The sequence below is a fragment of the Aestuariivirga sp. genome, from assembly GCF_047600585.1.
Classification (GTDB): Bacteria; Pseudomonadota; Alphaproteobacteria; order Rhizobiales; family Aestuariivirgaceae; genus Aestuariivirga.
The window spans coordinates 2,691,183-2,717,845 of record NZ_JASGKP010000001.1 but is presented as its reverse complement, the minus strand read 5'-3'; the positions used below and the strand labels follow the sequence as shown (position 1 = coordinate 2,717,845).

Below are 26,663 nucleotides of genomic sequence, written 5' to 3'. Positions count from 1 at the left end.
GTTGCGAGTCATGGAACCCCGCTTCCTCACCTTCTTCGCCTGTGCACGCGCTTTTTCTCGTGCGCGAAGAACAGGCTCTTGGTCGTTTCCGACACCACCAGATAGCCCAGCGTGATCGCCAGCAGCGCCAGCATCACCGGGGCGGGCAGCGGCACGAAGCCGAACCAGCCCGCCCCCGGCAGATAGGGAATGGCCACCGCCAGCACCGCCACCGAGAGCGTCAGCACGGCGAGCAGCGTGCCCGGGCGGCTGCGGAAAGCGGCGCGCCGCGTGCGCACCACCAGCACGATCGCCAGCTCCGTGATCAGCGACTCCACGAACCACGCCGTCTGGAACACCGCCTCCGCCGCATTCACTACATAGATCAGCACGCCGAAGGTGATGAAGTCGAACACCGAGCTCACGAGCCCGAAGGTCACCATGAAGCGGCGGATGTAGCCGATGTCCCAGTGGCGCGGCGCCAGCGTCTCCTCCGCATCCACATGATCCGTGGCAATCGCCAGCGAGGGCACGTCGGAGAGGAAGTTGTTGAGCAGGATCTGCTGCGCGAGGAGCGGCAGGAAGGGCAGTACCAGCGAGGCGAAGGCCATGGAGATCATGTTGCCGAAATTGGCGCTGGTGGTGATGGCGATGTACTTCATCGTGTTGGCGAAGATGCTGCGCCCGTCGTCCACGCCCTGCAGCAGCACGCCCAGGTCCTGCTTGAGGAGAATGATGTCGGCGGCCTCCCGCGCCACGTCGACCGCACCATCAACCGAGATTCCCACATCGGCCTCGTGCAGTGCCGGCGCATCGTTGATGCCGTCACCCATGTAGCCCACCACGCGGCCGCGGCTCCGGAGTGCGGCAATGATGCGTTCCTTCTGGTTGGGGTCGATCTCGGCGAAGATGTCGGTGCGGTGCACCCGCGCCGAGAGCGCCTCCTTCGACAGTTTCGCGATGTCGCCGCCGGTCAGCAGGTTGCGGTGGGACATGCCGACAGCTTCGGCCAGATGCATGGCCACGTAGCGGCTGTCGCCCGAAATCATCTTGAGCTGAATGCCCCGCGCCGCCAGCGCCTTCACGGTTTCGGCCATGCCCGGCTTGGGCGGATCGAAGAATAGCAGGAAGCCCATCAGCGTCAGACCGGCCTCATCGGCCTGGCCGTAGGCGGGCTTCGGCGTGAAGCGGCGCACCGCCACGGCGATGACGCGGAAGCCCTGCATGCTCCAGTCTTGCACCCGCTGCTCGATCGCCGCCGAGGCCGCAGCATCGAGCGGCGTCTCGCCCGTTGCTCCCTGCATCGCCGTCGAGACCGCCAGCACATTGGCCACGGCGCCCTTGCAGATCAGCAGGTCGTCCGTCGCATCCTTCTCGCGCACGATCACCGAGAGGCGCTTGCGCACGAAGTCGTAGGGCACCTCATCCACCTTGCGCACCGCCGCGATGTCATCGGCTCCGGTCTTGGCCGCGGTGATTGCATCGTCGAGCGGGTTCGCCATGCCGGTTTGCAGCGTGGCATTGAGCAGCGCCAGGCGACGCACCGCAGGCGAGTCCGCACCGCCCGCATCGTTGCAGGCATCCAGCCGGATCGCCCCCAGCGTCAGCGTACCCGTCTTGTCGGTGCAGAGCAGGTCCATGCTGCCCAGGTTTTCCACCGCGTCGAGGCGGCGCACGATCACGCCGCCCGTCGCCATGGTGCGGGCCCCGCGCGCCAGCGTCACGCTGATGATGGCGGGAAGCAGCTCCGGCGTCAGCCCCACGGCAAGCGCCAGCGAGAAGAGAAGGGAGTCGATGGGCGGCCGCTGCAGCAGGATGTTGGCGAAGAAGATGACGATCACGATCCCCAGCATCACCTTGGTCATGAGATAGCCGAAGCTGCGGATCCCGCGGTTGAACTCCGTCTCGGGCGCTGCGTGGGCAAGGGTTGCCGCGATGCTGGCGAATTCGGTATGGCCGCCGGTCCTGACCACCGCCATGGTGGCGGTGCCGCTCCGCACCGAGGTGCCGGTGAAGACCACGTTGTTGCGTTCCGAAAGCTGTGCGGTGGCAGGCGAAGTGCCGGGGCTCTTCACCACGGGGAAGGTTTCGCCGGTGAGAGCCGCCTCGCTTACGTTGAAGTCGCGCGCCTGCAGCAGCACGCCGTCGGCGGGGATCAGGTTGCCGCCCGCAAGGCGAACGATGTCGCCCGCCACCACTTGGTCCACCGGCACGGCCGTTTCGGCGCCGCCCCGCAACACGGTGACTTTGCTTTCGATCCGCGATTTCAGCGCCTCCATGGCCTTCGACGCGCTATACTCCTGGGTGAAGGAGAGGGTGCAGCTGGCGAGCACGATGGCGCCGATGATGATCGCCTCGTTGCCTTCACCGACGAGGCCTGAGACGACCGCGGCGAAAACGAGGATCAGCACCAGCGGGCTGTAGAATTGGCGCAGGAACACCCGGAAGGGATTGTTGGCCGAAGCGGCGGCAAGGCTGTTGGCGCCGTCGCGCGCCAGGCGGGCGGCGGCTTCGGCGGCAGTAAGTCCGGCGGGCGAACTGCCAAGCTCCGTCAGCACCGCATCGGCAGGCCGCGCCCAATAGGCATCCTGGGGAAGGCCAGCCGTCGCTTCGGTCGCCACGCGCATGTGCAGGGGTCTCTGCCGGTGATGATCACGGAGTATGCGCCCGCCCCGCCCTGGCCACAACTGCTGACTGATGCGCGGCTGGCAACCCTGTCCGCCCCAAAACAAGAACGGCAGCACCCCTTCGGGCACTGCCGTCATTCATCCGTGAACGGACGATAGTCTTACTTCAGCGTCGCCAGATAGGCGATGAGGTCGGCGCGCTTGGTTGCGTCCTTCACGCCGCCGAAGGCCATCTTGCCCTTGGGCACGTCCTTCTTGGGGTTCTCGATATAGCTGTCGAGCTTGGCCTCATCCCAGGCACCGGCCTTGGCGGCATAGTCGAGGATGCTCTGGGAATAGCTGTAGCCCTCGACTGATGCGATGGGGCGGCCCACGACGCCAACGAGGCTCGGGCCCACCTTGGTCTTGGCGTCGGTCAGGCTGTGGCAGGCCATGCACAGCTTGGCGACCTGTTCGCCCTTGGCGGCGTCACCGGCCACGGCGGGGGCCGCCAGCAGCGTGAGGGCGGAAAGGGCGAGGAGGGGTTTTGCAAAAGTCATGTCTTCAGTCCTTTGTCACTGTCCGTAGGGTGTGCCAACGGCGTGGCCTGACGTTGACATGAGATGGCATATGCCACCAGCACGCCAGGGTTTCATCGCGGCAGCCTGTCACATCAACGAAAGAGAAAGCGGCGGGGTTCACCACCGCCGCCGCAAAAAGTTTTGTAACAATGAAGGTTGCAGGGCCCGGACAGGCCCACAGCCTCAGGCTGCGATCTTCTGCTTCAGTTCGCCCTTGGAATAGAGCTTGGCCATCTCGGAGAGCGGCAGCACCTTCTTGATCTTCGAGGCCTGGCCCGCCGTGTTGAAATCCTGGAAGCGCTGGGTGCAGAGCTTCGTCATCGCCTCCATGGCGGGCTTCAGGTACTTGCGCGGATCAAACTCCGACGGCTCTTCCGTCAGCACCTTGCGGATGGCGCCGGTCAGCGCCATGCGGTTGTCGGTGTCGATGTTGATCTTGCGCACGCCGTGCTTGATGCCGCGCTGGATTTCTTCCACCGGCACGCCCCAGGTGGGCTTCATCTTGCCGCCGTACTTGTTGATGATCTCCTGCAGGTCTTCCGGAACGGAGGAGGAGCCGTGCATCACGAGGTGGGTGTTCGGCAGCTTGCGGTGGATCTCCTCGATCACGTTCATGGCCAGCACCTTGCCGTCGGGCTTGCGGGTGAACTTGTAGGCGCCGTGCGAGGTGCCCATGGCGATCGCAAGCGCGTCCACATCGGTTTCCTGCACGAACTTCACCGCTTCATCGGGGTTGGTGAGAAGCTGGTCGTGGGAGAGCTTGCCTTCCGCGCCATGGCCGTCTTCCTTGTCGCCCATGCCGGTTTCGAGCGAACCCAGAACGCCCAGCTCGCCTTCCACCGAAACACCGCCCGAATGCGCCATCTCGACGACGCGCTTGGTGACACCCACGTTGTAGGCCCAGTCGCCCGGCGTCTTGCCGTCGGCCTTCAGCGAGCCGTCCATCATCACCGAAGTGAAGCCGAACTGGATGGCGGTGGTGCAGGTGCCCGGCTCGTTGCCGTGGTCGAGATGCACGCAGACGGGAATGTGCGGATAGATTTCGGTGACGGCATCCATCATGTGCTTCAGCATGATGTCGTTGGCGTAGGAGCGGGCGCCGCGCGAGGCCTGGATGATGACGGGCGAGTCCGTCTTGTCCGCCGCCACCATGATGGCCAGCGCCTGTTCCATGTTGTTGATGTTGAAGGCGGGCACGCCATAGTCGTGTTCGGCGGCGTGATCGAGCAACTGGCGGAGGGTGATGCGGGCCATGCGTGGTCTCCTGAGGGATGGCTGGTTCCGCCGCTGGCGTTAAAGGAAAAGGCGGAAAGCGTAAAGGGTTCTGAGGAGCGCACCTCAAAAATCTCCTAGGAGATCGCTTTGGGCATCAGATCGAACAGGCTCAGCCGCCCGAGGGCCGGCAGCTTGATGGCAAGGTCGCCGGGATCGATGCCGATGGTGGAGCCGAGCAGGTGCAGTTCCAGCCCCTCCCGCAGCGCCAGGGTGCCGCCGAACACGCCGGCAATGGAAAAGCTGTAGCCCGTCTTGCTGGGGGCGGGGGCTGCCCCCACCCAGCCCAGCCAGTCCTTGCCCACGGCGACAGGCGGCAGTTCCACCGCGAAGCCGTCGGTGTTGCGCACCACCCAGCTCACGAAGGTGTTGCTGTTGGGCCCGGGCCAGACCGTGTAGCTGCCGCGCGCCGCATTGGGATAGCGGGCGATGCTGGCCTCGATCTTCGGAATGAGGCGCGCTGCCTCGGCGCCGCTGATCCGCGTCACGATGCGGGGCGCATTGCCGTACCAGAAGGCGTCCGCCACATAGGCGTCCTTGCGCACCGGGTTGCCCCAGCCGACGACGTCATAACGCGTCCACTGCGCGGCCCCTTGCGGCTTGAGCACGATCGACATGTGTTCGGCGAAATGCTCTTCCACTGCCCGGTGCGCGACGAGAGCACCATCACGGTCGCCTCCGGCACATCCGCCGCAGCGGGCAGCACATGCGAGGAGCCCCAGTTTGCCGTCCGCCATGAACTGGGCCAGCCCCTGGCGTAGCCGATCCCCGCACCCACCGCGCAGGGCAGCAGGATCAGGAGGAACACGAACAGGCCGAGAAACTTGAGAAATCGCCGCATGCTGTTAGGAATGTCATTGTTTTGCGGCGGAATTGGGACAATAGGAATATATGCAAATAGACCGGGACGACGATGATCTGCTGGCGGGCAAGCGCGGCCCCGCCATGAAGCTCGCCATGGAACTGGTGCTGCAGGCCGGCCGCATCATGGGGGCAAAGCGCCTGCAGCCGGTCACCTTCGCCCATCTCGATGCCTGTTTCTACAATGGCCAGGCCCACATCGATTTCGCCCAGTATTGCCTCGATCACGGCGCCACCTTCGCGGTGCCCACCTGGGGCAACAACGGCGTCGTCAGCCTCACCCACCCGCATCTCTACGACGGCAACCCCGATCGCGAGATGGTTGACGGCGCGCGCAAGCTTCTCGAACTTTACGAGGCGCTGGGCTGCAAGCCGACCTGGACCTGCGCGCCCTATCACCTGCCCGGCGGCCCGAAGTTCGGCGACCAGATCGTCGCAGGCGAAAGCAATGCCGTGAGCTTCTACAATTCCGTCACCGGCGCCCGCACCAACAAGTACGGCGATTATCTCGATGTCGCCTGCGCGCTAGTGGGCAAGGTGCCCTTCGCCGGATTGCAGACGGACGAGGGCCGCATCGCGCAAATTCATCTGTCCACGGATGAAATTCCGGAGGAGTGGAAACGCCAGGACATTTTCTATCACCTCCTCGGCCATCACGTGGGCAGGCTCGCGGGCCGCCGCATTCCGGTGGTGAGTGGCTTGCCGAAGAATGCCAGCATCGACAACCTGAAGGCGGTGAGTTCCGCCGTCGCGGCATCGGGCGGCGTCGAACTCTGGCATGGTGCCGGCGTCACACCCGATGCGCCAACCCTCGAGAAGGTCTGGCGCGGCGGTGAAACCCACGTCCTCACCCGCCAGCATCTGGCCGAGGCTCAGGCCGTGCTTTCCTCCGGCCGTGATGGCCCGCTTGATGTGGTGGCGCTCGGCACGCCGCATTTTTCCGCCAGTGAATTTGCCGATGTGGTCACCCTGCTGCAGGGCCGCAAGGTGAAGCCCGGGCTCCGCTTCATCATCACCGCGGGCCGCTTCGTCATGGGGTACATCGAACAGAAGGGCTGGGCCGACATCCTGCGCAAGGCCGGCGTGGAGGTGGTGGGCGACATCTGCAGCTATTATGCGCCGGGCATCAACACCATGAAGGGCCGGGTCATGACCAACGCCGCCAAGTGGGCCTATTACGCGCCGGGCATGCTGCCGGTCGAAGTCTGCTTCGGCTCGCTGCGCGAATGTGTCGAAAGCGCGGTAAAGGGGGAAGTCTGGCGCGATCCCGCCTTGTGGAGCGGACGCGCATGAAGGTCCAGGGCACCATTCTCAATCCGGGCGAGGCCGCGGGGCCGACGCTTGTCCTCACCGAACCCGTGAGCTTCTGGGGCGCCTTCGATCCGCGCACCGGCAAGATCGTCGATACCCATCACGCCCAGTGTGGCGTGGCATTGGGCGGCCACATCCTGCTCCTGCCGGAAACGCGGGGCTCGGGGGGCACGCCGGGGGGCATTGCCGAGGCCGTGCGGCGCGGCACGGGACCCACCGGCATCATCCTCATCACGCCGGACATCAACCTCGCGGTGGGCGCACAGGTTGCCGCTGCCCTCTATGACCGGCAATGTCCGGTGATCGCGGTGAGTGCGGAAGATTATGCCTTACTGGTGCAGCAGCCGCATCTTTCCATCGCGCGGGATGGCAGCATCACGGTTTGAGTTCGGTGGTCAGCAAGGTCTGCCCGTCCTGCAGCCAGGGGCGAAGCTCCGTCCACGGAATAATCGTCGGGTTGAAGTCGGTGCCGAGGCAGACCGACGCCACGTGCGGGTAATCGGTGCGGAAAACCGCCAGCCCCTTGTCCGTGAAGAAGAGCGAGAAATTCTTTGCCCCGTCGGGAGCATCCTCGATCCAGCCCGTTGCGCAATCGGGGCCCATCTCCTTGTCGGCATCGGCGCCTGCCTTCCAGAGGCCAAGCGCGAATTTCTCGAAGGCGATGCGCTCGTCCGTGTTGGCCAGCTTCAGGATGCGGCCAAAGCCTTCGGGCGAGAGGTCGAGGTTCTCCGTGCCGCCGATGCGCGCAGGCGCCGTCAGGTCATAGGTGCTCGGAGTGGCATAGTTTGAGGGATGCGCGCCGCCGCAGAACACCGAGCCGGACTCGGTGAAGCTCAGAAGCGTGGGCGAGGCGTAGTTGATCTCGAACGACATCTCCACCGCGTTCTCCGGTTCCCAGTCGAGTGGAACGCCGTTCTTGCAGTCGCGGTAATCGCCCAGCGATTTGCGGATCGCCTTCATGAGGAGTGCGTTCGCCGCCTCCTTCCGCGCCGCATCGGGAAAAGCGCCCAGCACCGGATAGGTGATGCCGTAGGCGGAGTCCTTCAGCCAGCGCACCTCAATGGGGCCGAAGCTTTTCGCGAGCCCCGCATCGCTGAAGGTCACGGACTTCAGCCACAGGTCGTTGTAGGTGTCGCTCCAGATATTGAGAGCGGGGTCCGCCTCTTCCTCCGGAAGGTCGGGCACGCGGGTGAGCGCGATCGGCAGCTTCTTCTTGCCGTCGGGCGAGGCCCAGGTGCCCTTCGCCGTTTTGCCGTCCGCGGTGATTGTCCACTTGCCGGTGATCACCTTCTCGGCACCCTCGCCATTGAACTCGTAGAACTGCTGCGGTGTCTCGTCGAAGGCAAGCGTCTTTCCCTTCTTGGTGAGCACGGGGTTGAGGTCGCGCACCTTCGGCACATAGCTGTAGCGCGAGGTCTCGCGCTTGGTCTCGCCTTCCATGTCGTCGAGCGGCTCGACCAGTTGCACGATCACCTTCGCCTTGCCGAGCGTGCCCTGGTAGATGCCCTCCCAGTCGGCGGCAAAGCCGCGGCCGGGCAAAGGCACGGCAGAGAGCATCAGGAGAACAAGAACGGCAAACCGCTTCATGCAGCACCTCACGTGACGGGGATGTGGATGTCGATGATGCCCGGACCGTCGTCCGAGGAAAAGTCGTAGACCTCGAACTGCGGGCCGTCTGCCACGGTCAGCTTCGCCGCCGGAAGCCACTCCTCGAAGATCCGCCGCCACGTCTCGCTCAGGGTGGAAATGTCGCCCTCGTGGCGGAACACGGCCACCTTCCGGGTCGGAATGATGAGCGTATGGAGGTATCCCGGCACCTCACCAGCGTTCCCGACCTCGACCGCCGCCATGTAGTCCATGTGGCCCCTGCCATCGAAGCGGTGGCAGACGCCATAGGCCCGTGTTCCGATCTGGCCGGCAATCTTGCCGAAATCGGGCATGAACCGCTCCCACAACTCGCGGATGCCGTCCGAGGGGCCGATGGGGAAGGTGCCGTTCCGCCCGGCAAGGACGAGGGCGGGGGACTGGCGGAGGGCGAGGGTCGTTGTCATGGCAGCCTTCTGCCCGGATTCGCTGGCTGGGTCACCCGGGCCCCGCAGTTTGACTTCCCCGGCCAATTCCCCTATGGGACCGTCATCTCATTAACGTCTTGAACGTTACGAGGCCTCTGCACACATGGGGTTACTCCATTCCCGGGAGGTGCAGCGGCCAGCATCCGGCAGCGCGTCGCGCCCCCGGGTGTCGTTTTCGTTTGGGCCCACAGGATAAAGAATGTTTGAAACCCTCAGCGAACGCCTGACAGGCATCTTCGACAAGCTCACCGGCCGCGGTGCGTTGTCCGAGGCCGATGTCGACCAGGCCATGCGTGAGGTCCGCCGCGCCCTTCTGGAAGCCGACGTCGCGCTCGAAGTGGTGAAGACCTTCACCGAGAAGGTTCGCGAGAAGGCCGTGGGCGCCGAGATCGTCAAGTCGATCAAGCCGGGCCAGATGGTGGTGAAGATCGTCCACGACCAGCTGGTGGAAACCCTGGGTTCGGATCAGGCCGCCCTCAACCTCCGCGCCAGCCCGCCGGTGGCGATCCTCATGGTCGGCCTCCAGGGCTCCGGCAAGACCACCTCCACCGCCAAGATCGCCAAGCGCCTGCAGGACCGCGAGAAGCGCAAGGTGCTGATGGCCTCGCTCGACACCCGCCGCCCTGCCGCGCAGGAACAGCTCGAGATCCTCGGCAAGCAGGTGAAGGTCGACACGCTTCCCATCATCAAGGGCCAGACGCCGGTCGAGATTGCCAAGCGCGCCATGGGCGAGGCCCGCAAGGGCGCCTATGACATCGTCATGCTCGACACCGCGGGCCGCCTCCACATCGACGAGGAACTGCTCGCCGAAGCGGCCGCCGTGCGCGACATCGCCAAGCCCAAGGAAACGCTCCTTGTGGCTGATGCCCTCACCGGCCAGGACGCGGTCAACCTCGCCCGCGCCTTCGACGAGAAGATCGGCATCACCGGCATCGTCCTCACCCGCATCGACGGCGATGGCCGCGGCGGTGCAGCGCTCTCCATGCGCGCCGTCACCGGCAAGCCGATCAAGCTCATGGGCACGGGCGAAAAGCTCGATGGCCTGGAAGACTTCCACCCCAGCCGCATTGCCGGCCGCATCCTCGGCATGGGCGACGTCGTTTCGCTCGTCGAAAAGGCCGCCCAGGAAATCGACCACGAGAAGGCGCGCAAGATTGCCGAGCGCATGCGCAAGGGCGCCTTCGACATGAACGACCTTGCCGACCAGCTCCGCCAGCTCGAGCGCATGGGCGGCATGGGCGGCGTGATGAAGATGCTGCCCGGCATGGGCAAGGTGCAGAAGCAGCTTGAAGGCGTGGACCTCGACAAGGTGGTGTTCAAGCGCCAGCTCGCCATCATCGGCTCGATGACCAAGCGCGAGCGCACCACCCCGAAGATCATCGACGGCAAGCGCCGGAAGCGCATCGCCGCAGGCTCCGGCACCAAGGTCGAGGACGTCAACAAGCTCCTCAAGATGCATCTGCAGATGTCCGAGATGATGAAGCAGATGGGCTCCGGCAAGGGCATGTTCGGCAAGATGTTCGGCGGCAAGGGCATGCCGAGCGAAGCCGAGATGGAAGCCATGCAGAAGGAACTCGCCGGCATGGATCCCAACAGCCTGCCGCCGGAACTGCGCGACCTCGCGCAGGCAGGTGGAGCGGGTGGCGCTGGCGGTGGTGCATCGCCGCAGGTGCCCGACATTTCGAAATTGCTCGGCCCCGGCGGGCCGAAACTTCCGGGCCTTGGCGGCCTGCCCGGCATGGGCGGCCTCCCCGGTCTCGGCGGCAATCCCTTCAAGGGCCTTCCCGGCCTCGGAAAGAAAAAGTGATCAACCGTTTTCAGTCTTCAAAGGAGATACCAACATGGCACTGAAAATCCGCCTCGCGCGCGCAGGCTCGAAGAAGCGTCCCTACTACCACATCGTCATCGCCGCCGCGACCTCGCCGCGTGACGGCAAGTACATCGACGTGGTCGGGTCCTTCAACCCGCTCCTCGGCAAGACCGACGAAAACCGCGTGAAGCTCGATGCCGCCAAGGCTGCCGAGTGGCTCAAGAAGGGCGCCCAGCCGACGGACCGCGTTCTGCGCTTCCTCGACAAGGCCGGCCTCAAGAAGCGTGACGCCCGCAACAACCCGCAGAAGGCCCTGCCGGGCAAGAAGCGCCAGGAGCGCGAGAAGGCTGCTGCCGCTGCCGCCGCCGCTGCTGCCCCGGCCGAAACGCCCGCCGCATAACTTTAGAAATTCTAAAGACACGAAGCCGTCCCGTCATCCGGGGCGGCTTTTTGTTTTCGAAAGTCACGATGCGGCATTTGTTTTGAGCGCGCCCCCGCGCCTATAGTCCGGCCATGACCAGCTTCACGCCCATCATCGACACGCTTCCCTCCATCGTTCCCTTCGTCGGCCCCGAAGCTCTGGAGCGCCGCTCAGGTGCCAGGATCGCCGCCCGTATCGGCGCCAATGAAAGCGTCTTCGGGCCAAGCCCCAAAGCCGTCGCCGCGATGCAGGCCGCTGCCGCCGAAAGCTGGATGTACGGCGATCCCGAGAACCACGATCTCAAGGCCGCGATTGCGAAGTCACTGGGCGTGAAGCCGGAGAACATCGCCTGCGGCGGTGGCATTGATGGACTTCTCGGTCTTGTCGTCCGCCTCTTCATTTCACCGGGTGACACGGTGGCGACGTCGCTCGGCGCCTATCCCACCTTCAACTTCCATGTGGCGGCAGCGGGCGGGCATCTCGTCACCACGCCGTACGTGAATGACCGCGAGAATCCCGAGTCCCTGTTGACGCTGGCGCGCAGCGAGAAGGCGAAGCTTCTCTACTTCGCCAATCCGGACAACCCCATGGGCACGGTCTGGCCCGCCGCCGAGGTGGAGCGCCTGATCGCCGCCGTGCCGGAAGACTGCATGCTGCTGCTCGATGAAGCCTATGTCGAGTTCGCGCCCGATGGCACCGCTCCCCGGTTCGATACGGCGCGCAAGAACCTGCTCCGCTTCCGCACCTTCTCCAAGGCCCACGGCATGGCCGGCATCCGCGTCGGCTATGTGATCGGCGAGGCGTCGATGATTTCCGCCTTCGACAAGATCCGCAACCACTTCGGCATCAGCCGCATCTCCCAGGCAGGTGCCATTGCCGCGGTCGAAGACCAGGCGTGGGTCGCCCATGTGCGAAGCGAAGTCGAAAAGGCCCGCGCGCGGATCGGCGGGATCGTCTCCGCCTATGGTTTCCGGCCCCTTACCTCCGCGACCAATTTCGTGACAGTCGATTGCGGTCAGGATGGCGCCTTCGCCCGCAGCATCGTGGACGGGCTCCTCACCCACGGCGTTTTCATTCGCATGCCGGGCGTTGCGCCCCTCAACCGCTGCATCCGCATTTCCTGCGGCACGGAGAGGGAACTCGATCACCTCTCGCGCGCAATGCAACAGGTCCTGTCAAACAGGCGTTAACCTCCTCCCCATTCCGCGGCCGGGAACAACCTTCGCGAAATGGACGGTTAACAGGGGCCGGGGTAGCACGCTTGCCTGGGAAGGCATCGTGAAGCATTTGAAATCACTGCTGAGACTGTTTCAGGTGGACAGGGACAATCCAACCCTCGTCCTTGCGCAGTTGCGCGCCTTCTCGAAACAAATCCCGCTTCTCTACGCGATCCTGATCGCCAACACGGCCTTCGTTTCCCTCACCCATTTCAAGGTGGCGCCCTTCTATCTCACGGTGCTGCTGCCCGGCTTCTTCTGCTGCATCGCCGCCATCCGCCTCTATGGCTGGTGGCAGATGCGCGGCAGCAAGCCCACCGTCGATCAGGCCGCGCGGCGCCTCACCTCCACCGTCCTTCTCGCGGCGGGGCTGGGCATCGGTTTTTCCGTCTGGGGATTTGCGCTCTTTCCCTATGGCGATGTCTATGCCCGTTCGCACGTGATCTTCTACATGGCGCTCACCATGATCGCCTGCGTCTTCAGCCTGATGAACCTGCGTGCCGCCGCCTATGTTCTCTCCTGCGTGGTGATCGTGCCCTTCCTGATCTTCTTCAGCATGCAGGGCCACATGGTACTGACGGCGATTGCCGCCAACATGGCGCTCGTGACCGCGGTCATGCTTTTCATCCTCACCACCCATTCGCGAGACTTCGCGCTGATGGTGATGCAGCGTGAGAACCTCGAGAAGGTCAATCGCGAGACCCAGCGCCTCAGCGACGACAACCGGAAGCTCGCCCACCACGACAGCCTGACCGGCCTTCCCAACCGCCGCAGCTTCATCGCCCAGGCGGAAGCCCGCGTGGCCGAGTTCAATGCCGGAACGGGCCGCGGCTTCGCTCTTGGCATCATCGACCTCGACGGCTTCAAGGCGGTGAATGATCTCTACGGCCACGCCACCGGTGACGCTCTGCTCATCGAGGCCAGCCGCCGCATGCGCGACATTGCCGGCCCCGATGTCGCCTTCGCCCGCCTTGGTGGCGACGAGTTCGGCGTCATCGCCGGTGAAAAGGTCGATCTCCTCGCTTTCGGGCGCACCCTCTGCGAGGTGCTGCGCCAGCCCTATGAGCTGGATGACGTGATCGCCGAGGTCACATCCTCCTGCGGCTTCGCCGAATTCGGCAGCCATTGCTCGACCACGCATGAACTCTTCGAACACGCCGACTACGCCCTCTATCAGGCGAAAGACAAGGCGGGCGGCCAGACCGTGGTCTTCTCGGCGGCCCACCGCGACAGCCTGCGCCAGGTGCACGAGATCGACCAGGCGCTGCGCAATGCCGACATTGAGAAGGAACTGGCGCTGGTCTATCAGCCGGTGGTCGATACCCGCGACGGCAGCCTCGCCTCGGTCGAAGCGCTCGCCCGCTGGCGCAACGAGGCGCTGGGCAGCATTCATCCCGCCCAGTTCATCGCCGCGGCGGAAAAGACCTCGCTCATCAACCGCATTACCAACGTGCTGCTGCGCAAGCTGCTGCACGACCTGAACCAGTGGCCTGAGGACCTTACGGCCTCGTTCAATCTCTCGGCCCGCTCGCTCGCTTCGCCCGATGCCATGCTGCAGATCGTCAACATCATCCAGCGGAGCGGCGTCGATCCCCGCCGCATCGAGATCGAAGTGACCGAAACCGCCCTGATGATCGACTTCGAAGCGGCCCAGCGCTCGCTCGTGATGTTGCGCAATCTCGGCGTCCGCATCGCGCTCGACGATTTCGGCACTGGCTATTCGAGCTTGAGCCACGTGCACGAGCTTGCCCTCGACAAGATCAAGATCGACCGCAAGTTCGTGGGCGACATGAGCAACAGCAGCAAGGCGGCAAGCGTGGTCCGCACCGTCATCGACCTCTGCGGCAACCTCGGCCTCGTCTGCGTGGCCGAAGGCGTGGAGACGAAGGAACAGGCCCTCAACCTGGGCCGGCAGGGGTGCCACCTCGTCCAGGGCTTCCTCTACGGCAAGGCGGTTCCCGCCCGCGACGTCGCCGCCCTCTACGAGGCCCGCCGCCGGGAAAAGCCCAGGGCCGCCCGCAAGCCCCGTCCGACCTCCGCCTAAGGCACTGGCGGCAAAGCCCGATTCCACTCCCGATTGCGCCCCGGCACGTGACATCAAAGCGGTGGATGGCGCCGATCCGGTGCTTGTCGGAAAGGGCCGGTTGCAGCATGTAATCGGGCAGGAGACGTCCCATGCCCGCCTTTCAGAAGCCCGCCAATCTGACCGTCGTGGACCACCCGCTGGTGGTGCACAAGCTCACCCTGATGCGCGACAAGCACACGCCCTCTGCGGTGTTCCGCCAGCTGCTGCACGAGATCAGCCATCTCCTGGCCTACGAGGTCTGCCGCGACCTGCCGATCACCACCCAGACCATCGAGACGCCACTTGCGGAAATGGAAGCACCCATTCTCAAGGGCAAGAAGCTGGTGATCGTCTCGGTGCTGCGGGCTGGCAACGGCCTGCTCGAGGGCATGCTCTCGCTCATCCCCTCGGCCCGCGTCGGCCACATCGGCCTCTACCGCAATCCGGTGACGCTGCAGCCGGTCGAGTATTACCTGAAGGTGCCGGAGGATATTGCCGAGCGCCGCGTCATCGTCGTCGATCCGATGCTTGCCACCGGCAATTCCGTCTCGGCCGCAGTGAAGCGCCTCAAGGAAAAGGGCGCGAAGGATATCCGCCTCGTGACACTTCTCTCCGCGCCCGAGGGCGTCACCCACTTCCATGAAGAACATCCGGACGTGCCCATCTTCACTGCTGCGGTCGACAGCCATCTGAACAGCCACGGCTACATCGTGCCGGGCCTCGGTGATGCCGGCGACCGCATGTTCGGCACCAAGTGACGCGCTACACCAATCGTTAATCATGCGGTGAAGCTTTCAGACTCTGGTTACTTTCTGGCAGGCGTCCACCTTCTAGTTTGCCCGCAACAGGACGTGGGCACGATATGGGCGCAACTGCCGGATTGAAGGACAACTCTACTGCTGCGGCATCGGTCGCGCGGAGGCCGGATGGGCTTGCGCGGCGCGTGCTTTATGCCGAGGACCAGGTCTCCTCGCGCATCGTCACCAAGGCCATGCTGGAGAAGATGGGCTTCGAGGTCGAAGCCGTTGACGATGGCGAAGTCGCCGTCGAGAAGGCCCGCGAAGGCCGCTACGACATCATCCTGCTCGATATCGAGATGCCGGTCATGGACGGCGTCACTGCGGCGCGCATCATCCGCGACGAGATTGACGCCCACCGCAACACGCCGATCCTGGCGCTCTCGGCCTTCCTCGCCGACTCGACCGAACATTCCGACTGGCGCAACGCCTTCGACTCGGCCGTGCCCAAGCCCGCCAACAGCAACGAGCTGCAGCGCGCCATGGCCCGCGCCATCGCCCACCACATCATCACGCCCGACACGCCGTGCAGCCTGCCGAAGCAGGCGGAAGCGAAGAGCTCTGACAGTGTTTGGGACTCGATCCGCACCCTCATTCCGCGGCGGAACCTTGTCGCCCTCGTCAATTCCGCCTGCGAGGACATGCGCCACCTGGCACTCGCGCTTGCCGCCGCGCGCGAAGCGAATGAAGCAGAGCATATCCGCCACTACCGCCACGCCTTGGCCGGCCTTGCCCGCAATTTCGGTGTCGCGGAAATCGACCAGATGATTCACGAGACCCGCGAGTGCCCCCGCAGCCTGAACATCTCGGGCGTCTTTGCGGTGATCGAGGAATGGCAGAAGCAGCATACGCTGCATTAAATTTTCGTCACGATACCGGACGCGTCAAAAACAAGATGGCCGCCTCAAGGGCGGCCATACTTTTGTGTAGTGCTTGGGTGTTGTCTGCAGGTCAGGGCCGGACTCCGGCCCGCTTCACCCAGCCCTCTCAGCCCTTTTCGGACTGGCTCTTGATGGCGTTGGGATTGGCATCGAAAGAGGCCAGAATATGCAGCACTTCTGCGCAATCCGGGCTGATGCGGCGCGGGCGTTTCGGGAGAACGATCTTGGCTTGGGGTTCACTGGGGGTCATGACAATCTGGCTCATTTGCTTGTTCTCCACGGTGTGGCACCTTATTTCGACGAACTTAAGGAGACACTAAGCATCGGCGCCTGAATTCAGTCCGAATGGTTTATTCATGTGGCGTTCAGGGGAGCCGGAAGCGCGGTCATCAGCGATTCATCAGCCTCACCAAGATATGGACCCGCCCATCGAACACAGATTTGTGAATTTGTGTCAGCAGGGACAAAATGTAACGCTTCTGGTGGCAGCAGCATCTGCCTTTCCGGCAGACCAACTTAGACAGGAGAAAACCCCGAATGCAGTTCCTTCCGAAAACACTTCTGGCCGCCGCGGCTTTCGCCGTTCTGGCCGCCGCCCCGGCCTTCGCCGGCGCGGCCGACGACGCCATCACGGCCCGCCAGGCCTGCATGAAGGCCAACGGTGGCGCCATGGGCGCCATGGTCCCGATGATCAAGGGCGAGAAGCCTTTTGACGCGAAGGTCGTTGCCGATGCGCTCGGCAAGGCCGAAGCGGCCTGCGCCGGCTGGGCCGGCTGGTGGGGCGCTGACACGCAGAAGGGTGACAAGGTCGAAACCTGGGCCAAGGCCGAGATCTGGACTGATGCCGCCGGCTTCGAAGCCGCTGGCGCTGCCTACGGCAAGGGCTTCGCAGCTGTGAAGGCCGCCACCGATGACGCGAGCTTCAAGGCCGCCTTCAACGAGTTCGGCGGTTCCTGCAAGGGCTGCCACGAGAAGTTCCGCCGTCCGAAGGAATAAAGATCATTTCCGGATTCATCACACGCAAGGTTCTTCCGGTCCTGGTGCTGCTCGCAGCACTGGGGCTGGGAGGCTTCTGGCTCCTGTCGGCGCCGGTGCCACTCACCGCCGCTAATCTTCCCGCCCACCAGGGTGACCCCGTGAAGGGCGAGGTCCTGTACCACGCCGCCGGTTGCCACTCCTGCCATCTCCCCGGCCCCGACGCTGCAGGGATCGACTCCATCCTTCCCGCCGGCGGCGCACCGCTCAAGACGCCCGTGGGCACGCTGTATCCGCCCAACCTGACGCCCGATCCCGAAACCGGCCTTGGCACATGGACCGACCTCGAGTTCGTCAACGCCATGCAGCGCGGCATCGGCAAGTCCGGGCACAATCTCATCCCGGCCTTCCCCTATACGTCCTACGCCCACATGACGCGCGAGGACGTGCTCGACATCCGTGCCTATCTCGCCACGCTGCCTGCCGTGAAGAACCCGGCCAAGATGCACGCTATGGCGCTTGAGCCGATCGTCCGCCGCGGCATCGGCCTGTGGAAGCGGGTCGGCCTCGACACCACCATCACCCAGAACGATCCTGCCCAGTCGGAGGCGTGGAACCGCGGCCGCTACATCGTCAACGGCCCGGGCCACTGCAACGAATGCCACACGCCGCGCACGGCGATCATGACCAGCGACTTCTCGCGCTATCTCGCAGGCGGCCCCCATCCCGAAGGGGAAGGCAAGGTGCCGAGCCTCGTGGGCCTGATCGAGCGTGGCCGCTACAAGGATGCCAACGACATCAAGCTGGCGCTGCAGAACGGCGAACTCATGGGCTACGACAAGCTGTCCTCGGGCGGCATGGGCAAGGTCCAGAGCAACATCGCGCTTCTCCCCGATGCCGATGTGGGCGCCATTGCCGAGTATCTGGCGAGCTTGAAGTAACGCTTCCACTCATTCGTCATTCCATGCGAGCGATGCGGAACGCGTCGCGAGACATGGAACCCCGCTTTCTTCGTTTGCAAAGTCCGAAGCTGGATTCCGGCTCGCGCGCGACATCTCGCTGACGCTCGATCAAGGCGCGCGTCCGGAATGACGGCGATGGGGAGCGTGTTCGAGAACGCCCTACAGCAGCTCTTCCAGATGCGGGATGAGCGGCAGGTCGGCGGGTGGCATGGGATAGCTGCGCATGTCCTTCGCCCGCACCCATTTCAGCGCCTGTCCCTCCATGGCCTGCACCTGGCCCTTCCAGCGGCGGCAGACATAGAGCGGCATCAGCAGGTGGAAATCGCTGTAGGCGTGGCTGGCGAAGGTGAGGGGCGCGAGACAGGACTCGGCCACGTCGATGCCGAGCTCTTCCTTCAGTTCGCGGATGAGGGCCGTTTCCGGCCGTTCGCCCGCTTCGATCTTGCCGCCGGGAAACTCCCACAGCCCGGCCAGCGTCTTTCCCTCCGGGCGCTGCGAAAGAAGCACGCGGCCATCGGCATCGATCAGGGCAACCGCCGCGACGAGGACGAGACGCATCAGCTGCGGTAGGAGCCGTTGATGTCGATGTAGCGGTGGGTGAGATCGCAGGTCCACACCTGCGCCTTGCCCTTGCCGACGCCGACATCCGCCTCGATCCTGATGTCGCGGCCCTTCATGTGCGGCATGATTTCGGCTTCGACGTATTTGCTGTCCCGCATGCCCTTCACCGCCACCTGCACGCCGCCGATGCGGATGCGGATCTTGTCGCGGATCGCCTTCTCGCCCGCCTTGCCGATGGCCATGACGATGCGGCCCCAGTTGGCGTCTTCACCCGCAATCGCCGTCTTGACCAGCGGCGAGTTGGCAATGCTCATGGCGATGCGGTGAGCAGCCTTGTCGTTCTCCGCACCCGTGACAGTGATGTCGATCAGCTTCTCCGCCCCTTCGCCGTCCTTGGCCACCTGCAGGGCAAGATCGTGGCAGACCTCGTGCAGCGCCTTGGCGAAGCCCTTGAGGCGGGCGTCGGCGGCGGTCTTGAGGCCTTTCACCGGGCCCGCAGCACCGGTGGCGAAAAGCAGCACCGTGTCGGAGGTCGAGGTATCGCCATCGACGGTGACGCAGTTGAAGGTTTTGTCCACGCTCGCCGAGAGCAGGGCCTGCAGAACCTTGGGCGGAATGGCCGCATCAGTGAAAATGAAGCTCAGCATCGTCGCCATGTCCGGGGCGATCATGCCCGATCCCTTGGCGATGCCGTTGATGGTCACGCTGCGGCCGTCGAGCTTCACGGTGCGGGTCGAGACCTTGGGGAAGGTGTCGGTGGTCATGATGGCGCGGGCCGCCATGTCCCAGCCGTCGGCAACCGCAGCCTTTGTGAGTTCCGGGATGGCATTTACGATGAAGGATGGATCGAGCGGCTCGCCGATCACCCCGGTCGAGGCCTGGTAGATCGTCTCGGGTTTGCTCTTGAAGGCCTTGGAGGCGGCGGCGGCCACGGCCTTGACCGTGGCGGTGCCGGCCTTGCCGGTGAAGGCGTTGGCATTGCCGGCATTGACGAGGAGGGCGCGGGCCTTGCCGACCTTCAGCGCCGCCTTGCACCAGTCCACCGGCGCAGAGCTGGACTTGGAGCGGGTGAGGCACCCGGCGGCTGCTGTTCCCTCATCGAGGAGGGCGAGCAGAACGTCAGGCCGGCCTTTGTAGCGGATGCCGGTTGCCGCGGCGGCGAGCTTCACGCCCGCAATGACAGGAAGGCGCGGCTGTTCCGCCGGCGCCAAGGGTGAAACAGCATGCGCCATGGATCAGATCCCCGCCCCTCAGGTGTTGCGATCAGTTGCCGGTGTTGTTGGTGTCTTCGGGAATGAGAAGGTCGCCCTTGCCGGCACCGGCACCGTCTCCGGCATCACCGTCGCCGTCATTGGGCTGGTCGCCCGACGTGCCGACGTTGGCCTTCTTCATCTTCTCCTGCAGGGCGCGGCGCTGCTTTTCGGCTTCCGCCGCAACCGCCTTCAGGTCTTCGTCGATGATCTCGACCTTGGCCACGTCATGAAGGCTGGTCAGCGTCTCCTGCACCTTCTGGCGGACGAGCGCGTTGCGGATCGCTGCCTTCACCTGGTCGTAAGGCTGGGCGGCGCCCATCTTGCGATCCTCGAGACGGATGATGTGCCAGCCGAACTCGGTCTTCACCGGCTTCGAGGTTTCGCCCGGCTTGAGGGCGAAGGCCGCCTTGGAGAACTCCGCCACCATTTCCGGCGCGGTGAAGTAGCCGAGGTCGCCACCATAGTCCTTCGAACCGTCGAGGCTGTACTGCTTGGCAAGGTCTTCGAACTTCTCGCCCGCCTTCAGCTTGGCGAGAATGGCATTGGCTTCCTTTTCGCTGGCAACCAGGATGTGGCGGGCGCGGACGCGCTCCGTCTCGGTCACCTTCTTGGCTTCGTCGTCATAGACCTTGCGGACCTGCTCTTCGGTCACCTGGGGCGCGATCTTCTGGGCGAGGTAGCTGTCGCGGAGCGCCTTGGCCTGATAGGCGGCAAGGCGGCGCTTGTAATCGTCGGTTTCAGCCAGGCCGTCCTTGTTGGCGAGCTGGGCCAGCAGGTGGCGCTCGACCAGGAACTGGACCACGAAGGGGTAGCGCAGCTTCTTCGGAAGGTTGGGGAGCTGGCCGATCACGTCATCGAAGGCCATGCGTACTTCAGAGGCCTTGATCTCGTAGCCGTTGACCTTGGCGACGACCTTGTCCTCGCCCTGGAGAGCGACCGATTCATCCTGCGCCATGGCGGGCAGGGCGGAGAAAAGCATGAGACCGGCACCGACGAGGGCCGACGTGAAGGAGAGGCGGGTGCGAAGCATGGGGTCCAACTGTTCAGAACGGGTCAAACGGGGCGAAGCCGCTCCATGACGAGGAAAAAAGGCAACAATGTGCTTGCCAAAAGCGTTCCTGCCCGTCGGAGTCGTCCCATTTCCGGCGGACATTGGCTCTCGGAACAACCACTTGCAAGGGCTCCGACACCTCCCCCGGAACCTGTTGCGGCATTGCAACAGGTTGAAAACCGCAGCGGATCGGCCCATCTCGGGGGCGACACCCGCCTGGCCGTTGTTCCGTCGATTGAACTGCCCCCTGTTCTGGCAATTGTTCTTGGCCGCCAACTTGGCTAGACGTGCCACGAAACTGCGGTCACTCGACTGCAAGAGGATGCGAATCACATGTTCGGATTGAAGAAGCTGGCCCAGGCCGTTTTCGGCACGACCAATGACCGGAAAGTCACGACCTATGCCAAGCGGGTGCCTGCGATCAACGCGCTGGAACCGGAATACGCCAAGCTCTCGGACGAGGAGCTGAAGGGGCTCACCGCCAAGTTCCGCGCCGAGCTGGCCGCGGGCAAGACGCTGGACGACCTTCTGGTGCCCGCCTTCGCCGCGGTGCGCGAGGCCTCCAAGCGCGCCCTCGGCCTCCGCCACTTCGACGTGCAGATGATCGGCGGCATGGTGCTGCATGAAGGCCGCATCGCCGAAATGAAGACCGGTGAAGGCAAGACCCTCGTTGCCACCTTGCCGGTCTACCTCAACGCGCTTGCCGGTGAAGGCGTGCACGTCGTCACCGTCAACGACTACCTCGCCAAGCGCGACGCCGGCTGGATGGGCCAGGTCTATTCCGCGCTCGGCCTCACCACCGGCATCATCGTCCACGGCCTCGACGACCGCGAGCGCCACGCCGCCTACCGCTGCGACGTCACCTACGGCACCAACAACGAACTGGGCTTCGACTATCTCCGCGACAACATGAAGTACCATCTGGAAGAGATGGTGCAGCGTGGCCACGGCTTTGCCATCGTCGACGAAGTGGACTCGATCCTCGTCGACGAAGCGCGTACGCCGCTCATCATCTCGGGCCCCGTGGATGACAAGTCGGAACTCTACAACGCGCTCGACCGCTTCATTCCGGAACTGACGCCGGAAGACTACGAGCTTGACGAAAAGCAGCGCTCCATCTCGCTCACCGAAGCGGGCAACGAGCACCTCGAGCGCATCCTCGCCGCGGCCGGCATGCTGAAGGGCGACAACCTCTACGACGCCGCCAACGTCACCATCGTCCACCACATGCAGCAGGCGCTCCGGGCCCACAAGCTGTTCCAGAAGGACAAGGACTACATCGTCAAGGATGGCGCCGTCGTCATCATCGACGAGTTCACCGGCCGCATGATGCCGGGCCGCCGCTATTCGGAAGGCCTGCACCAGGCGCTGGAAGCCAAGGAACACGTGGCGGTGCAGCCGGAGAACGTGACGCTCGCCTCCATCACCTTCCAGAACTACTTCCGCCTCTACAAGAAGCTCTCGGGCATGACCGGCACCGCGTCCACCGAAGCCGAAGAGTTCATGGACATCTACAATCTCGATGTCGTGGAGATCCCGACCAACGTTCCCGTGGCCCGCAAGGACGAAGACGACGAGGTCTACCGCACCGCGCGCGAGAAGTATCAGGCGATCATCGAAACGATCCGCGATGCCCGCAAGCGCGGCCAGCCCGTGCTGGTCGGCACCACATCGATTGAAAAGTCGGAAGTGCTGTCGGGTCTGATGAAGGCGCAAGGCGTGGAGCATAACGTGCTGAACGCCCGCTATCACGAGCAGGAAGCACAGATCGTGGCCCAAGCCGGCGGACCCGGCGCCGTCACCATCGCCACCAACATGGCGGGCCGCGGTACCGACATCAAGTTGGGCGGCAACCTTGAAATGCGCATCGCCACCGAGCTTGCCGGCCTGGCGCCGGGTGCCGAGCGCGATGCCGCGATCGAGCGCATCAAGGCCGAGATCGAAGCCAACAAGAAGATCGTGACGGAAGCCGGCGGCCTCTTCGTCATCGGCACCGAACGCCACGAGAGCCGCCGCATCGACAACCAGCTCCGCGGCCGTTCCGGCCGTCAGGGCGACCCCGGCCGCTCGCGCTTCTATCTCTCGCTTGAAGACGACCTGATGCGCATCTTCGGCTCTGACCGCCTGGACGGCATGCTGCAGAAGCTGGGCCTCAAGGAAGGCGAGGCGATCATCCATCCGTGGATCAACAAGGCGCTGGAGAAGGCGCAGCAGAAGGTGGAAGCGCGCAACTTCGACATCCGCAAGAACATCCTGAAGTTCGACAACGTGATGAACGACCAGCGCAAGGTGATCTTCGAGCAGCGCATCGGCCTGATGCGTGGCGAGGAAATCTCCGAGACGATCGACGACATGCGCCACGACGTGATCGGCGAGGCGATTGCCCGCCACATTCCGGAGAACGCCTATGCCGAGCAGTGGGATGCGGTTGGCCTGCGCGAGGAACTGCGCCAGAACGTGGCCATCGACTTCCCCATCGAGGACTGGGTGAAGGAAGAAGGGATCGCCGACGAGGAGATCAAGGAGCGCGTCACCAAGGCCGCCGACGAGGTCTATGGCCAGAAGCGCGAGAAGTACTCCAAGACCATCATGGACCAGGTGGAGAAGGCGGTGCTGCTGCAGACGCTCGACCGCCTCTGGCGCGACCACATCGTGACGGTGGACTATCTCCGCCAGGTCATCCATCTCCGTGGCTATGGCCAGCGTGACCCGCTCAACGAATACAAGACCGAAGCCTTCAACCTGTTCTCGGCGCTGCTCAGCCAGCTGAAGCAGATCGTGACTGGCCAGATGATGCGGATCGAAGTGCAGACGAGGCCCGTCGATGAAAACGGCGACATGCTGCCGGACGAGGATGAGCTGCCGGTGATGGAGGCCCATCACATGGACCTGACCTCAGGCGAGGACGATGCGGCCGAAACTGCGAACGTGGCCGTGGCTCCGCCGCCTGCACCCCGCCGCAGCGCCAAGGCGAAGCCCGCACTCGATCCGAAGAATCCGGAGACCTGGGGCGACGTGGCACGCAACGATCCGTGCCCCTGCGGCTCGGGCAAGCGCTACAAGCACTGCCACGGCGCGTACGTTTAAGATTTCGCCCTTCTGATATCTGCCGATCCATGAAGCGCTGCCTGCTCTCAGGCGGCGCTTTTCATTTGTCGCGATCCTCAAGACTGTTGCACTGCAAAATCACTCTGCCGCACTGCGTCTTGATGCTCACGGGAGGCCAATGTAAAAAACCGGGCTAGAGCGGTTGGGGAAGGTCAAGAAGCCGATGTCTCACGTCAGCTTGCCAAACGGCGAAGATGAGCGCTCTGGCCGCATCATGCCTTCGGGACTGCCGCTTGTCATCGAGCCGCCGCTCACCATCGATGTCGAAGACGCCGCGTTGCGCCACGACAGGCTCGCAACACTGGTGGCCGAAAAGGTCGTTCCGCGGTTGCTCGCCCTGCATGCCCCGGCGCAGGATGCGTTGCGCGCCGAAACATTCCACGCCGGAACGATCGAGATCAACGAGCTGTCGCGTCTTGTGCTGGGGGCCGAGAATGCCGATGCCTTCGACTACATCACGGCATTGCGAGGGGCAGGCCTCTCGCTCGACAATCTCTATCTCGAACTTCTGGAGCCCACCGCCCGGCACCTGGGTGAATTGTGGGATGAAGACAAGGTGGATTTTCTGGATGTGTCCGTGGGCCTCATCCGGCTGCAGCGCCTCGTGCGCGTCTTCGCAGGTCTCGACGATGCGGCGCCCTATGACGAGAAGTGCCGGGCACTGATCATCGCAACGCCGGACGAGCAGCACCTCTTCGGCAACACCATCGTGCAGCGCTTCTTCCGCGCGGCGGGGTGGCATGTGGGCTGCGGGCCGGTGACAGGGACCGCCGATCTCGAGGCGATCGTGTCACAGGAATGGTTCGGCGTCGTCGGCCTGTCGATTGCGGCTGACCGGCACCTGGACAGCCTGCGCAGCGCAATCGCGGTCGTCCGGGCAAAATCAGTGAACCGGAACGTCGGCATCATCGTCGGCGGACCGGCCATCTTCGAACGGCCGGAGCTTGCGCGCGATGTGGGCGCCGATGGCACGGCCATCAATGCGCCGGCCGCCGTGGTGCTGGCCAAGAAGCTGCTAGTGCCCAGTCTGGTCGCACGCGACACCGCAGGGCGGTGAGCCGCCTGCTGCGTGCGCTCAGGCGGAGAGTGCGACGGGCACGGACGTTGCGGATTTGTCTGACGTGGCGAGAAGGCGGGTGATGCTGGCGAGGTCGGCGGGGCGGCCGGTGAAATAGCCCTGGGCCACGTCACAGCCGATCATCCGGAGCAGGTTGAGCTGTTCCGCATCCTCGACGCCCTCGACAACGACCTTGTGGCCAAGCCCGTGCGCCATGTTCACAACCGCCATCACGATGGTGCGGGAGTTGTGGCTGTGGGCAATGTCGGCGATCAACGAGCGGTCGATCTTCAGGCAGTCGTAAGGAAGCTTGGTGAGTTGCGCGAGGTTGGAATAGCCCGTGCCGAAATCGTCGATGGCGATTTCGAAGCCCGCGGCGCGCAGGGCCGTCAGATGTTCGTTCGCCTTGTCCACGTCGGTCATGGCGATCGTCTCGGTGACTTCCAGCTGGAAGTCCTTGGGTTCAACGCCAAGTGACGTCACAAAGCCGATGAGGTTCCGCGCAAAGGCATCATCGGCAAACTGGGTGGGGCAGACGTTGACGGAAATGCGCTGGCTGAAGCCCTTGTCGCGCAACAGGCGAATGTCACACGCGGCCGTGTGCATCACTTCGCGCCCGATCTTGTCGAGCGCACCGATCGAGCCCACCACCGGAAGGAACTGGGCGGGATAGAGCAGGCCGCGGGTGGGATGGCGCCAGCGCACCAGGGCCTCGAGGCCGCAGATGGCGCCATCACTCATGGAGATCTTCGGCTGATAGTGAACCACGAATTGCGAATGCGCGATTGCCGCAGGGAAATCCCGTTCCAGCTCGGCGTGATTGATGGCACTCAGGCGCATGGCCTCGTCGAAGAAGGCGATGCGGCCGCGCCCCTGCTTCTTCGCCTCGTACATGGCAAGGTCGGCGCGCTTGATGATTTCAAGTGCGTTCGCCGGCCTGTCGGCGAAGCTCACGATGCCGATGGAGGCGCCGATCTGGATGCTGCGGTCCTCGATGACAAAGGGTTCGTTCATCAGGCCGATGATGCGGGTGGCAAGTGCCGTGACATAGGCCTGGTCATCGTCGCCGAGGATCAGGGCCACGAACTCATCACCGGCAAAGCGGAAGAGCAGGCGGCATTCATGGTCCGAGACCGGAATCTGGTCGGGTGTCAGGCAGTTGCGGAAGTGGTCGGAGTTCATCTCGAGGCCTTCGACCAGCATGCGCTGGGCGGCCTTGCGGAGAAGCGTGTCGCCGATCTGGTGGCCGTAGATGTCGTTCACCTGCTTGAAGCGGTCGAGATCGATGAACATCACATAGCCCGACGTCTCCGGCAGGTTCTGGATCACCTCGTCGAGCACGGCGCGATTGGGAAGGCCCGTGACGCCGTCCTCGTAGGCGAGCGTGTTGATCTTGGCGACATTGTCGTTGAGGCGGGCGACCATTTTCCGGAAGCTGTCGGCGAGCCCGCCCACTTCGCAATTGCAGTCGACGGTGACGAGGGCGTCATAGTCGCCCTTGGCGATGGCCTCGGCACTGGCCTTCAGGTTCTCGATGGGCCGCGTGAGCTTGCCCGTCATGAAATAGGTGAGGGCAGCAGCGGCAAATGTCGCAAGCCCGATGACGGCAAAGCCTTCGCCGCCCAAATGATGCGTGACCGGCCCGCCCTGGCTTTCCAGCCAGTATTCCATCAGCCACGAGATCAGCAGGCAGGCAACGCCGATCATGATGGTGAAGCGCACGCGAAGACTGTTCAGTCCCCTTCCGAAGGAAACATTCTCGACGTGAATGATATCGCTTTTCATGAGACGGATGACCCGTTGGCCGTTGCCCAACATTTAGG

Annotated in this window: 23 protein-coding genes; 12 read left to right on the top strand and 11 right to left on the bottom strand. The window is 64.1% G+C overall.

Features of this window, described 5'->3' with window-relative positions; translation table 11 throughout:
• Positions 1 to 26: 26 nt before the first annotated feature.
• From mgtA to QM801_RS13440, 4 genes are all read right to left on the bottom strand, one after another.
• Positions 27 to 2,606 (bottom strand): magnesium-translocating P-type ATPase, encoded by a 2,580-nt coding sequence (gene mgtA / locus QM801_RS13455; protein WP_415019724.1) that lies wholly within the window; start codon positions 2,604 to 2,606, stop codon positions 27 to 29.
• A gap of 161 nt (positions 2,607 to 2,767) precedes the next feature.
• A complete protein-coding gene (locus tag QM801_RS13450) occupies positions 2,768 to 3,145 on the bottom strand; it encodes a c-type cytochrome (RefSeq protein WP_415019723.1) in 378 nt (125 codons plus the stop codon).
• A 204-nt stretch (positions 3,146 to 3,349) separates the two neighbouring features.
• Positions 3,350 to 4,420, bottom strand: coding sequence for a class II fructose-bisphosphate aldolase (fba, locus tag QM801_RS13445; protein ID WP_415019722.1), 1,071 nt, complete (start codon positions 4,418 to 4,420; stop codon positions 3,350 to 3,352).
• 95 nt (positions 4,421 to 4,515) lie between these two features.
• A complete protein-coding gene (locus QM801_RS13440; RefSeq protein WP_415019721.1) occupies positions 4,516 to 5,175 on the bottom strand; it encodes a DUF3750 domain-containing protein in 660 nt (219 codons plus the stop codon).
• Between the two features lie 154 nt (positions 5,176 to 5,329).
• Here QM801_RS13440 and QM801_RS13435 point away from each other — a divergent pair, with 154 nt between their 5' ends.
• Positions 5,330 to 6,592, top strand: a complete 1,263-nt coding sequence (locus QM801_RS13435; protein WP_415019720.1) for an aconitase X — start codon at positions 5,330 to 5,332, stop codon at positions 6,590 to 6,592.
• Complete coding sequence (locus tag QM801_RS13430) at positions 6,589 to 6,996, top strand: aconitase X swivel domain-containing protein (protein WP_415019719.1); 408 nt, start codon at positions 6,589 to 6,591, stop codon at positions 6,994 to 6,996. Before QM801_RS13435 ends, QM801_RS13430 begins: the two co-directional genes overlap by 4 nt.
• Here QM801_RS13430 and QM801_RS13425 read toward each other — a convergent pair.
• Together QM801_RS13425 and QM801_RS13420 are read right to left on the bottom strand one after the other, a co-directional pair.
• Positions 6,986 to 8,197 (bottom strand): hypothetical protein, encoded by a 1,212-nt coding sequence (locus QM801_RS13425; RefSeq protein WP_415019718.1) that lies wholly within the window; start codon positions 8,195 to 8,197, stop codon positions 6,986 to 6,988. The genes QM801_RS13430 and QM801_RS13425 overlap by 11 nt on opposite strands.
• An 8-nt stretch (positions 8,198 to 8,205) precedes the next feature.
• The gene (locus QM801_RS13420; protein WP_415019717.1) at positions 8,206 to 8,661 is read right to left on the bottom strand and encodes a GyrI-like domain-containing protein; all 456 of its coding nucleotides are present in this window, start codon (positions 8,659 to 8,661) and stop codon (positions 8,206 to 8,208) included.
• 220 nt (positions 8,662 to 8,881) lie between these two features.
• Here QM801_RS13420 and ffh point away from each other — a divergent pair, with 220 nt between their 5' ends.
• The 6 genes from ffh to QM801_RS13390 all read left to right on the top strand — a co-directional run bounded on the left by ffh (position 8,882) and on the right by QM801_RS13390 (position 15,852).
• Positions 8,882 to 10,489, top strand: a complete 1,608-nt coding sequence (gene ffh / locus QM801_RS13415) for a signal recognition particle protein (protein ID WP_415019716.1) — start codon at positions 8,882 to 8,884, stop codon at positions 10,487 to 10,489.
• Positions 10,490 to 10,523: 34 nt separating this feature from the next.
• Complete coding sequence (gene rpsP / locus QM801_RS13410; protein WP_415019715.1) at positions 10,524 to 10,892, top strand: 30S ribosomal protein S16; 369 nt, start codon at positions 10,524 to 10,526, stop codon at positions 10,890 to 10,892.
• Positions 10,893 to 11,005: 113 nt separating this feature from the next.
• Positions 11,006 to 12,103 (top strand): pyridoxal phosphate-dependent aminotransferase, encoded by a 1,098-nt coding sequence (locus QM801_RS13405; RefSeq protein WP_415019714.1) that lies wholly within the window; start codon positions 11,006 to 11,008, stop codon positions 12,101 to 12,103.
• Between the two features lie 88 nt (positions 12,104 to 12,191).
• Positions 12,192 to 14,174 carry a putative bifunctional diguanylate cyclase/phosphodiesterase gene (locus tag QM801_RS13400; protein WP_415019713.1) on the top strand — a complete coding sequence of 661 codons (1,983 nt, stop codon included), beginning with the start codon at positions 12,192 to 12,194 and terminating at the stop codon, positions 14,172 to 14,174.
• A gap of 131 nt (positions 14,175 to 14,305) precedes the next feature.
• Positions 14,306 to 14,953, top strand: coding sequence for a uracil phosphoribosyltransferase (gene upp, locus QM801_RS13395; protein WP_415019712.1), 648 nt, complete (start codon positions 14,306 to 14,308; stop codon positions 14,951 to 14,953).
• Positions 14,954 to 15,057: 104 nt separating this feature from the next.
• Positions 15,058 to 15,852, top strand: a complete 795-nt coding sequence (locus tag QM801_RS13390) for a response regulator (RefSeq protein WP_415019711.1) — start codon at positions 15,058 to 15,060, stop codon at positions 15,850 to 15,852.
• A 127-nt stretch (positions 15,853 to 15,979) separates the two neighbouring features.
• Here the strand turns inward: QM801_RS13390 and QM801_RS13385 are convergent, their stop codons facing one another.
• On the bottom strand, positions 15,980 to 16,138 hold the full coding sequence (locus tag QM801_RS13385; RefSeq protein ID WP_415019710.1) for a hypothetical protein: 159 nt from the start codon (positions 16,136 to 16,138) through the stop codon (positions 15,980 to 15,982).
• Between the two features lie 272 nt (positions 16,139 to 16,410).
• Between QM801_RS13385 and QM801_RS13380 the strand changes: the two genes are divergently transcribed.
• Together QM801_RS13380 and QM801_RS13375 are read left to right on the top strand one after the other, a co-directional pair.
• Positions 16,411 to 16,869: a c-type cytochrome gene (locus QM801_RS13380; RefSeq protein ID WP_415019709.1), complete on the top strand. Its 459-nt coding sequence runs from the start codon at positions 16,411 to 16,413 to the stop codon at positions 16,867 to 16,869.
• Between the two features lie 44 nt (positions 16,870 to 16,913).
• Positions 16,914 to 17,789 (top strand): c-type cytochrome, encoded by an 876-nt coding sequence (locus tag QM801_RS13375; RefSeq protein WP_415019708.1) that lies wholly within the window; start codon positions 16,914 to 16,916, stop codon positions 17,787 to 17,789.
• A gap of 180 nt (positions 17,790 to 17,969) precedes the next feature.
• Here QM801_RS13375 and mutT read toward each other — a convergent pair whose 3' ends face one another.
• Genes mutT through QM801_RS13360 form a run of 3 tightly spaced genes read right to left on the bottom strand, consistent with a single transcriptional unit; the run spans position 17,970 to position 20,654 of the window.
• Positions 17,970 to 18,368, bottom strand: coding sequence for an 8-oxo-dGTP diphosphatase MutT (gene mutT, locus QM801_RS13370; protein WP_415019707.1), 399 nt, complete (start codon positions 18,366 to 18,368; stop codon positions 17,970 to 17,972).
• The gene (gene argJ / locus QM801_RS13365; protein WP_415019706.1) at positions 18,368 to 19,603 is read right to left on the bottom strand and encodes a bifunctional glutamate N-acetyltransferase/amino-acid acetyltransferase ArgJ; all 1,236 of its coding nucleotides are present in this window, start codon (positions 19,601 to 19,603) and stop codon (positions 18,368 to 18,370) included. The genes mutT and argJ overlap by 1 nt, the downstream gene beginning before the upstream one ends.
• A gap of 31 nt (positions 19,604 to 19,634) precedes the next feature.
• Complete coding sequence (locus QM801_RS13360) at positions 19,635 to 20,654, bottom strand: peptidylprolyl isomerase (protein ID WP_415019705.1); 1,020 nt, start codon at positions 20,652 to 20,654, stop codon at positions 19,635 to 19,637.
• Between the two features lie 354 nt (positions 20,655 to 21,008).
• On the opposite strand from QM801_RS13360, the gene secA reads away from it, so the two are divergent.
• Both secA and QM801_RS13350 read left to right on the top strand, forming a co-directional pair.
• Positions 21,009 to 23,762, top strand: a complete 2,754-nt coding sequence (gene secA / locus QM801_RS13355) for a preprotein translocase subunit SecA (protein WP_415019704.1) — start codon at positions 21,009 to 21,011, stop codon at positions 23,760 to 23,762.
• Between the two features lie 184 nt (positions 23,763 to 23,946).
• A complete protein-coding gene (locus tag QM801_RS13350; protein ID WP_415019703.1) occupies positions 23,947 to 24,840 on the top strand; it encodes a B12-binding domain-containing protein in 894 nt (297 codons plus the stop codon).
• Between the two features lie 18 nt (positions 24,841 to 24,858).
• Here the strand turns inward: QM801_RS13350 and QM801_RS13345 are convergent, their stop codons facing one another.
• Positions 24,859 to 26,625, bottom strand: coding sequence for an EAL domain-containing protein (locus QM801_RS13345; protein WP_415019702.1), 1,767 nt, complete (start codon positions 26,623 to 26,625; stop codon positions 24,859 to 24,861).
• Positions 26,626 to 26,663: the final 38 nt, after the last annotated feature.

Bases quoted from the DNA above. Each gene is read 5' to 3' on its own strand.
- mgtA (WP_415019724.1), bottom strand. From the start codon at position 2,606: ATGCGCGTGGCGACCGAAGCGACGGCTGGCCTTCCCCAGGATGCCTAT.
- QM801_RS13450 (WP_415019723.1), bottom strand. From the start codon at position 3,145: ATGACTTTTGCAAAACCCCTCCTCGCCCTTTCCGCCCTCACGCTGCTG.
- fba (WP_415019722.1), bottom strand. From the start codon at position 4,420: ATGGCCCGCATCACCCTCCGCCAGTTGCTCGATCACGCCGCCGAACAC.
- QM801_RS13440 (WP_415019721.1), bottom strand. From the start codon at position 5,175: ATGGCGGACGGCAAACTGGGGCTCCTCGCATGTGCTGCCCGCTGCGGC.
- QM801_RS13435 (WP_415019720.1), top strand. From the start codon at position 5,330: ATGCAAATAGACCGGGACGACGATGATCTGCTGGCGGGCAAGCGCGGC.
- QM801_RS13430 (WP_415019719.1), top strand. From the start codon at position 6,589: ATGAAGGTCCAGGGCACCATTCTCAATCCGGGCGAGGCCGCGGGGCCG.
- QM801_RS13425 (WP_415019718.1), bottom strand. From the start codon at position 8,197: ATGAAGCGGTTTGCCGTTCTTGTTCTCCTGATGCTCTCTGCCGTGCCT.
- QM801_RS13420 (WP_415019717.1), bottom strand. From the start codon at position 8,661: ATGACAACGACCCTCGCCCTCCGCCAGTCCCCCGCCCTCGTCCTTGCC.
- ffh (WP_415019716.1), top strand. From the start codon at position 8,882: ATGTTTGAAACCCTCAGCGAACGCCTGACAGGCATCTTCGACAAGCTC.
- rpsP (WP_415019715.1), top strand. From the start codon at position 10,524: ATGGCACTGAAAATCCGCCTCGCGCGCGCAGGCTCGAAGAAGCGTCCC.
- QM801_RS13405 (WP_415019714.1), top strand. From the start codon at position 11,006: ATGACCAGCTTCACGCCCATCATCGACACGCTTCCCTCCATCGTTCCC.
- upp (WP_415019712.1), top strand. From the start codon at position 14,306: ATGCCCGCCTTTCAGAAGCCCGCCAATCTGACCGTCGTGGACCACCCG.
- QM801_RS13390 (WP_415019711.1), top strand. From the start codon at position 15,058: ATGGGCGCAACTGCCGGATTGAAGGACAACTCTACTGCTGCGGCATCG.
- QM801_RS13385 (WP_415019710.1), bottom strand. From the start codon at position 16,138: ATGAGCCAGATTGTCATGACCCCCAGTGAACCCCAAGCCAAGATCGTT.
- QM801_RS13380 (WP_415019709.1), top strand. From the start codon at position 16,411: ATGCAGTTCCTTCCGAAAACACTTCTGGCCGCCGCGGCTTTCGCCGTT.
- mutT (WP_415019707.1), bottom strand. From the start codon at position 18,368: ATGCGTCTCGTCCTCGTCGCGGCGGTTGCCCTGATCGATGCCGATGGC.
- argJ (WP_415019706.1), bottom strand. From the start codon at position 19,603: ATGGCGCATGCTGTTTCACCCTTGGCGCCGGCGGAACAGCCGCGCCTT.
- QM801_RS13360 (WP_415019705.1), bottom strand. From the start codon at position 20,654: ATGCTTCGCACCCGCCTCTCCTTCACGTCGGCCCTCGTCGGTGCCGGT.
- secA (WP_415019704.1), top strand. From the start codon at position 21,009: ATGTTCGGATTGAAGAAGCTGGCCCAGGCCGTTTTCGGCACGACCAAT.
- QM801_RS13350 (WP_415019703.1), top strand. From the start codon at position 23,947: ATGTCTCACGTCAGCTTGCCAAACGGCGAAGATGAGCGCTCTGGCCGC.
- QM801_RS13345 (WP_415019702.1), bottom strand. From the start codon at position 26,625: ATGAAAAGCGATATCATTCACGTCGAGAATGTTTCCTTCGGAAGGGGA.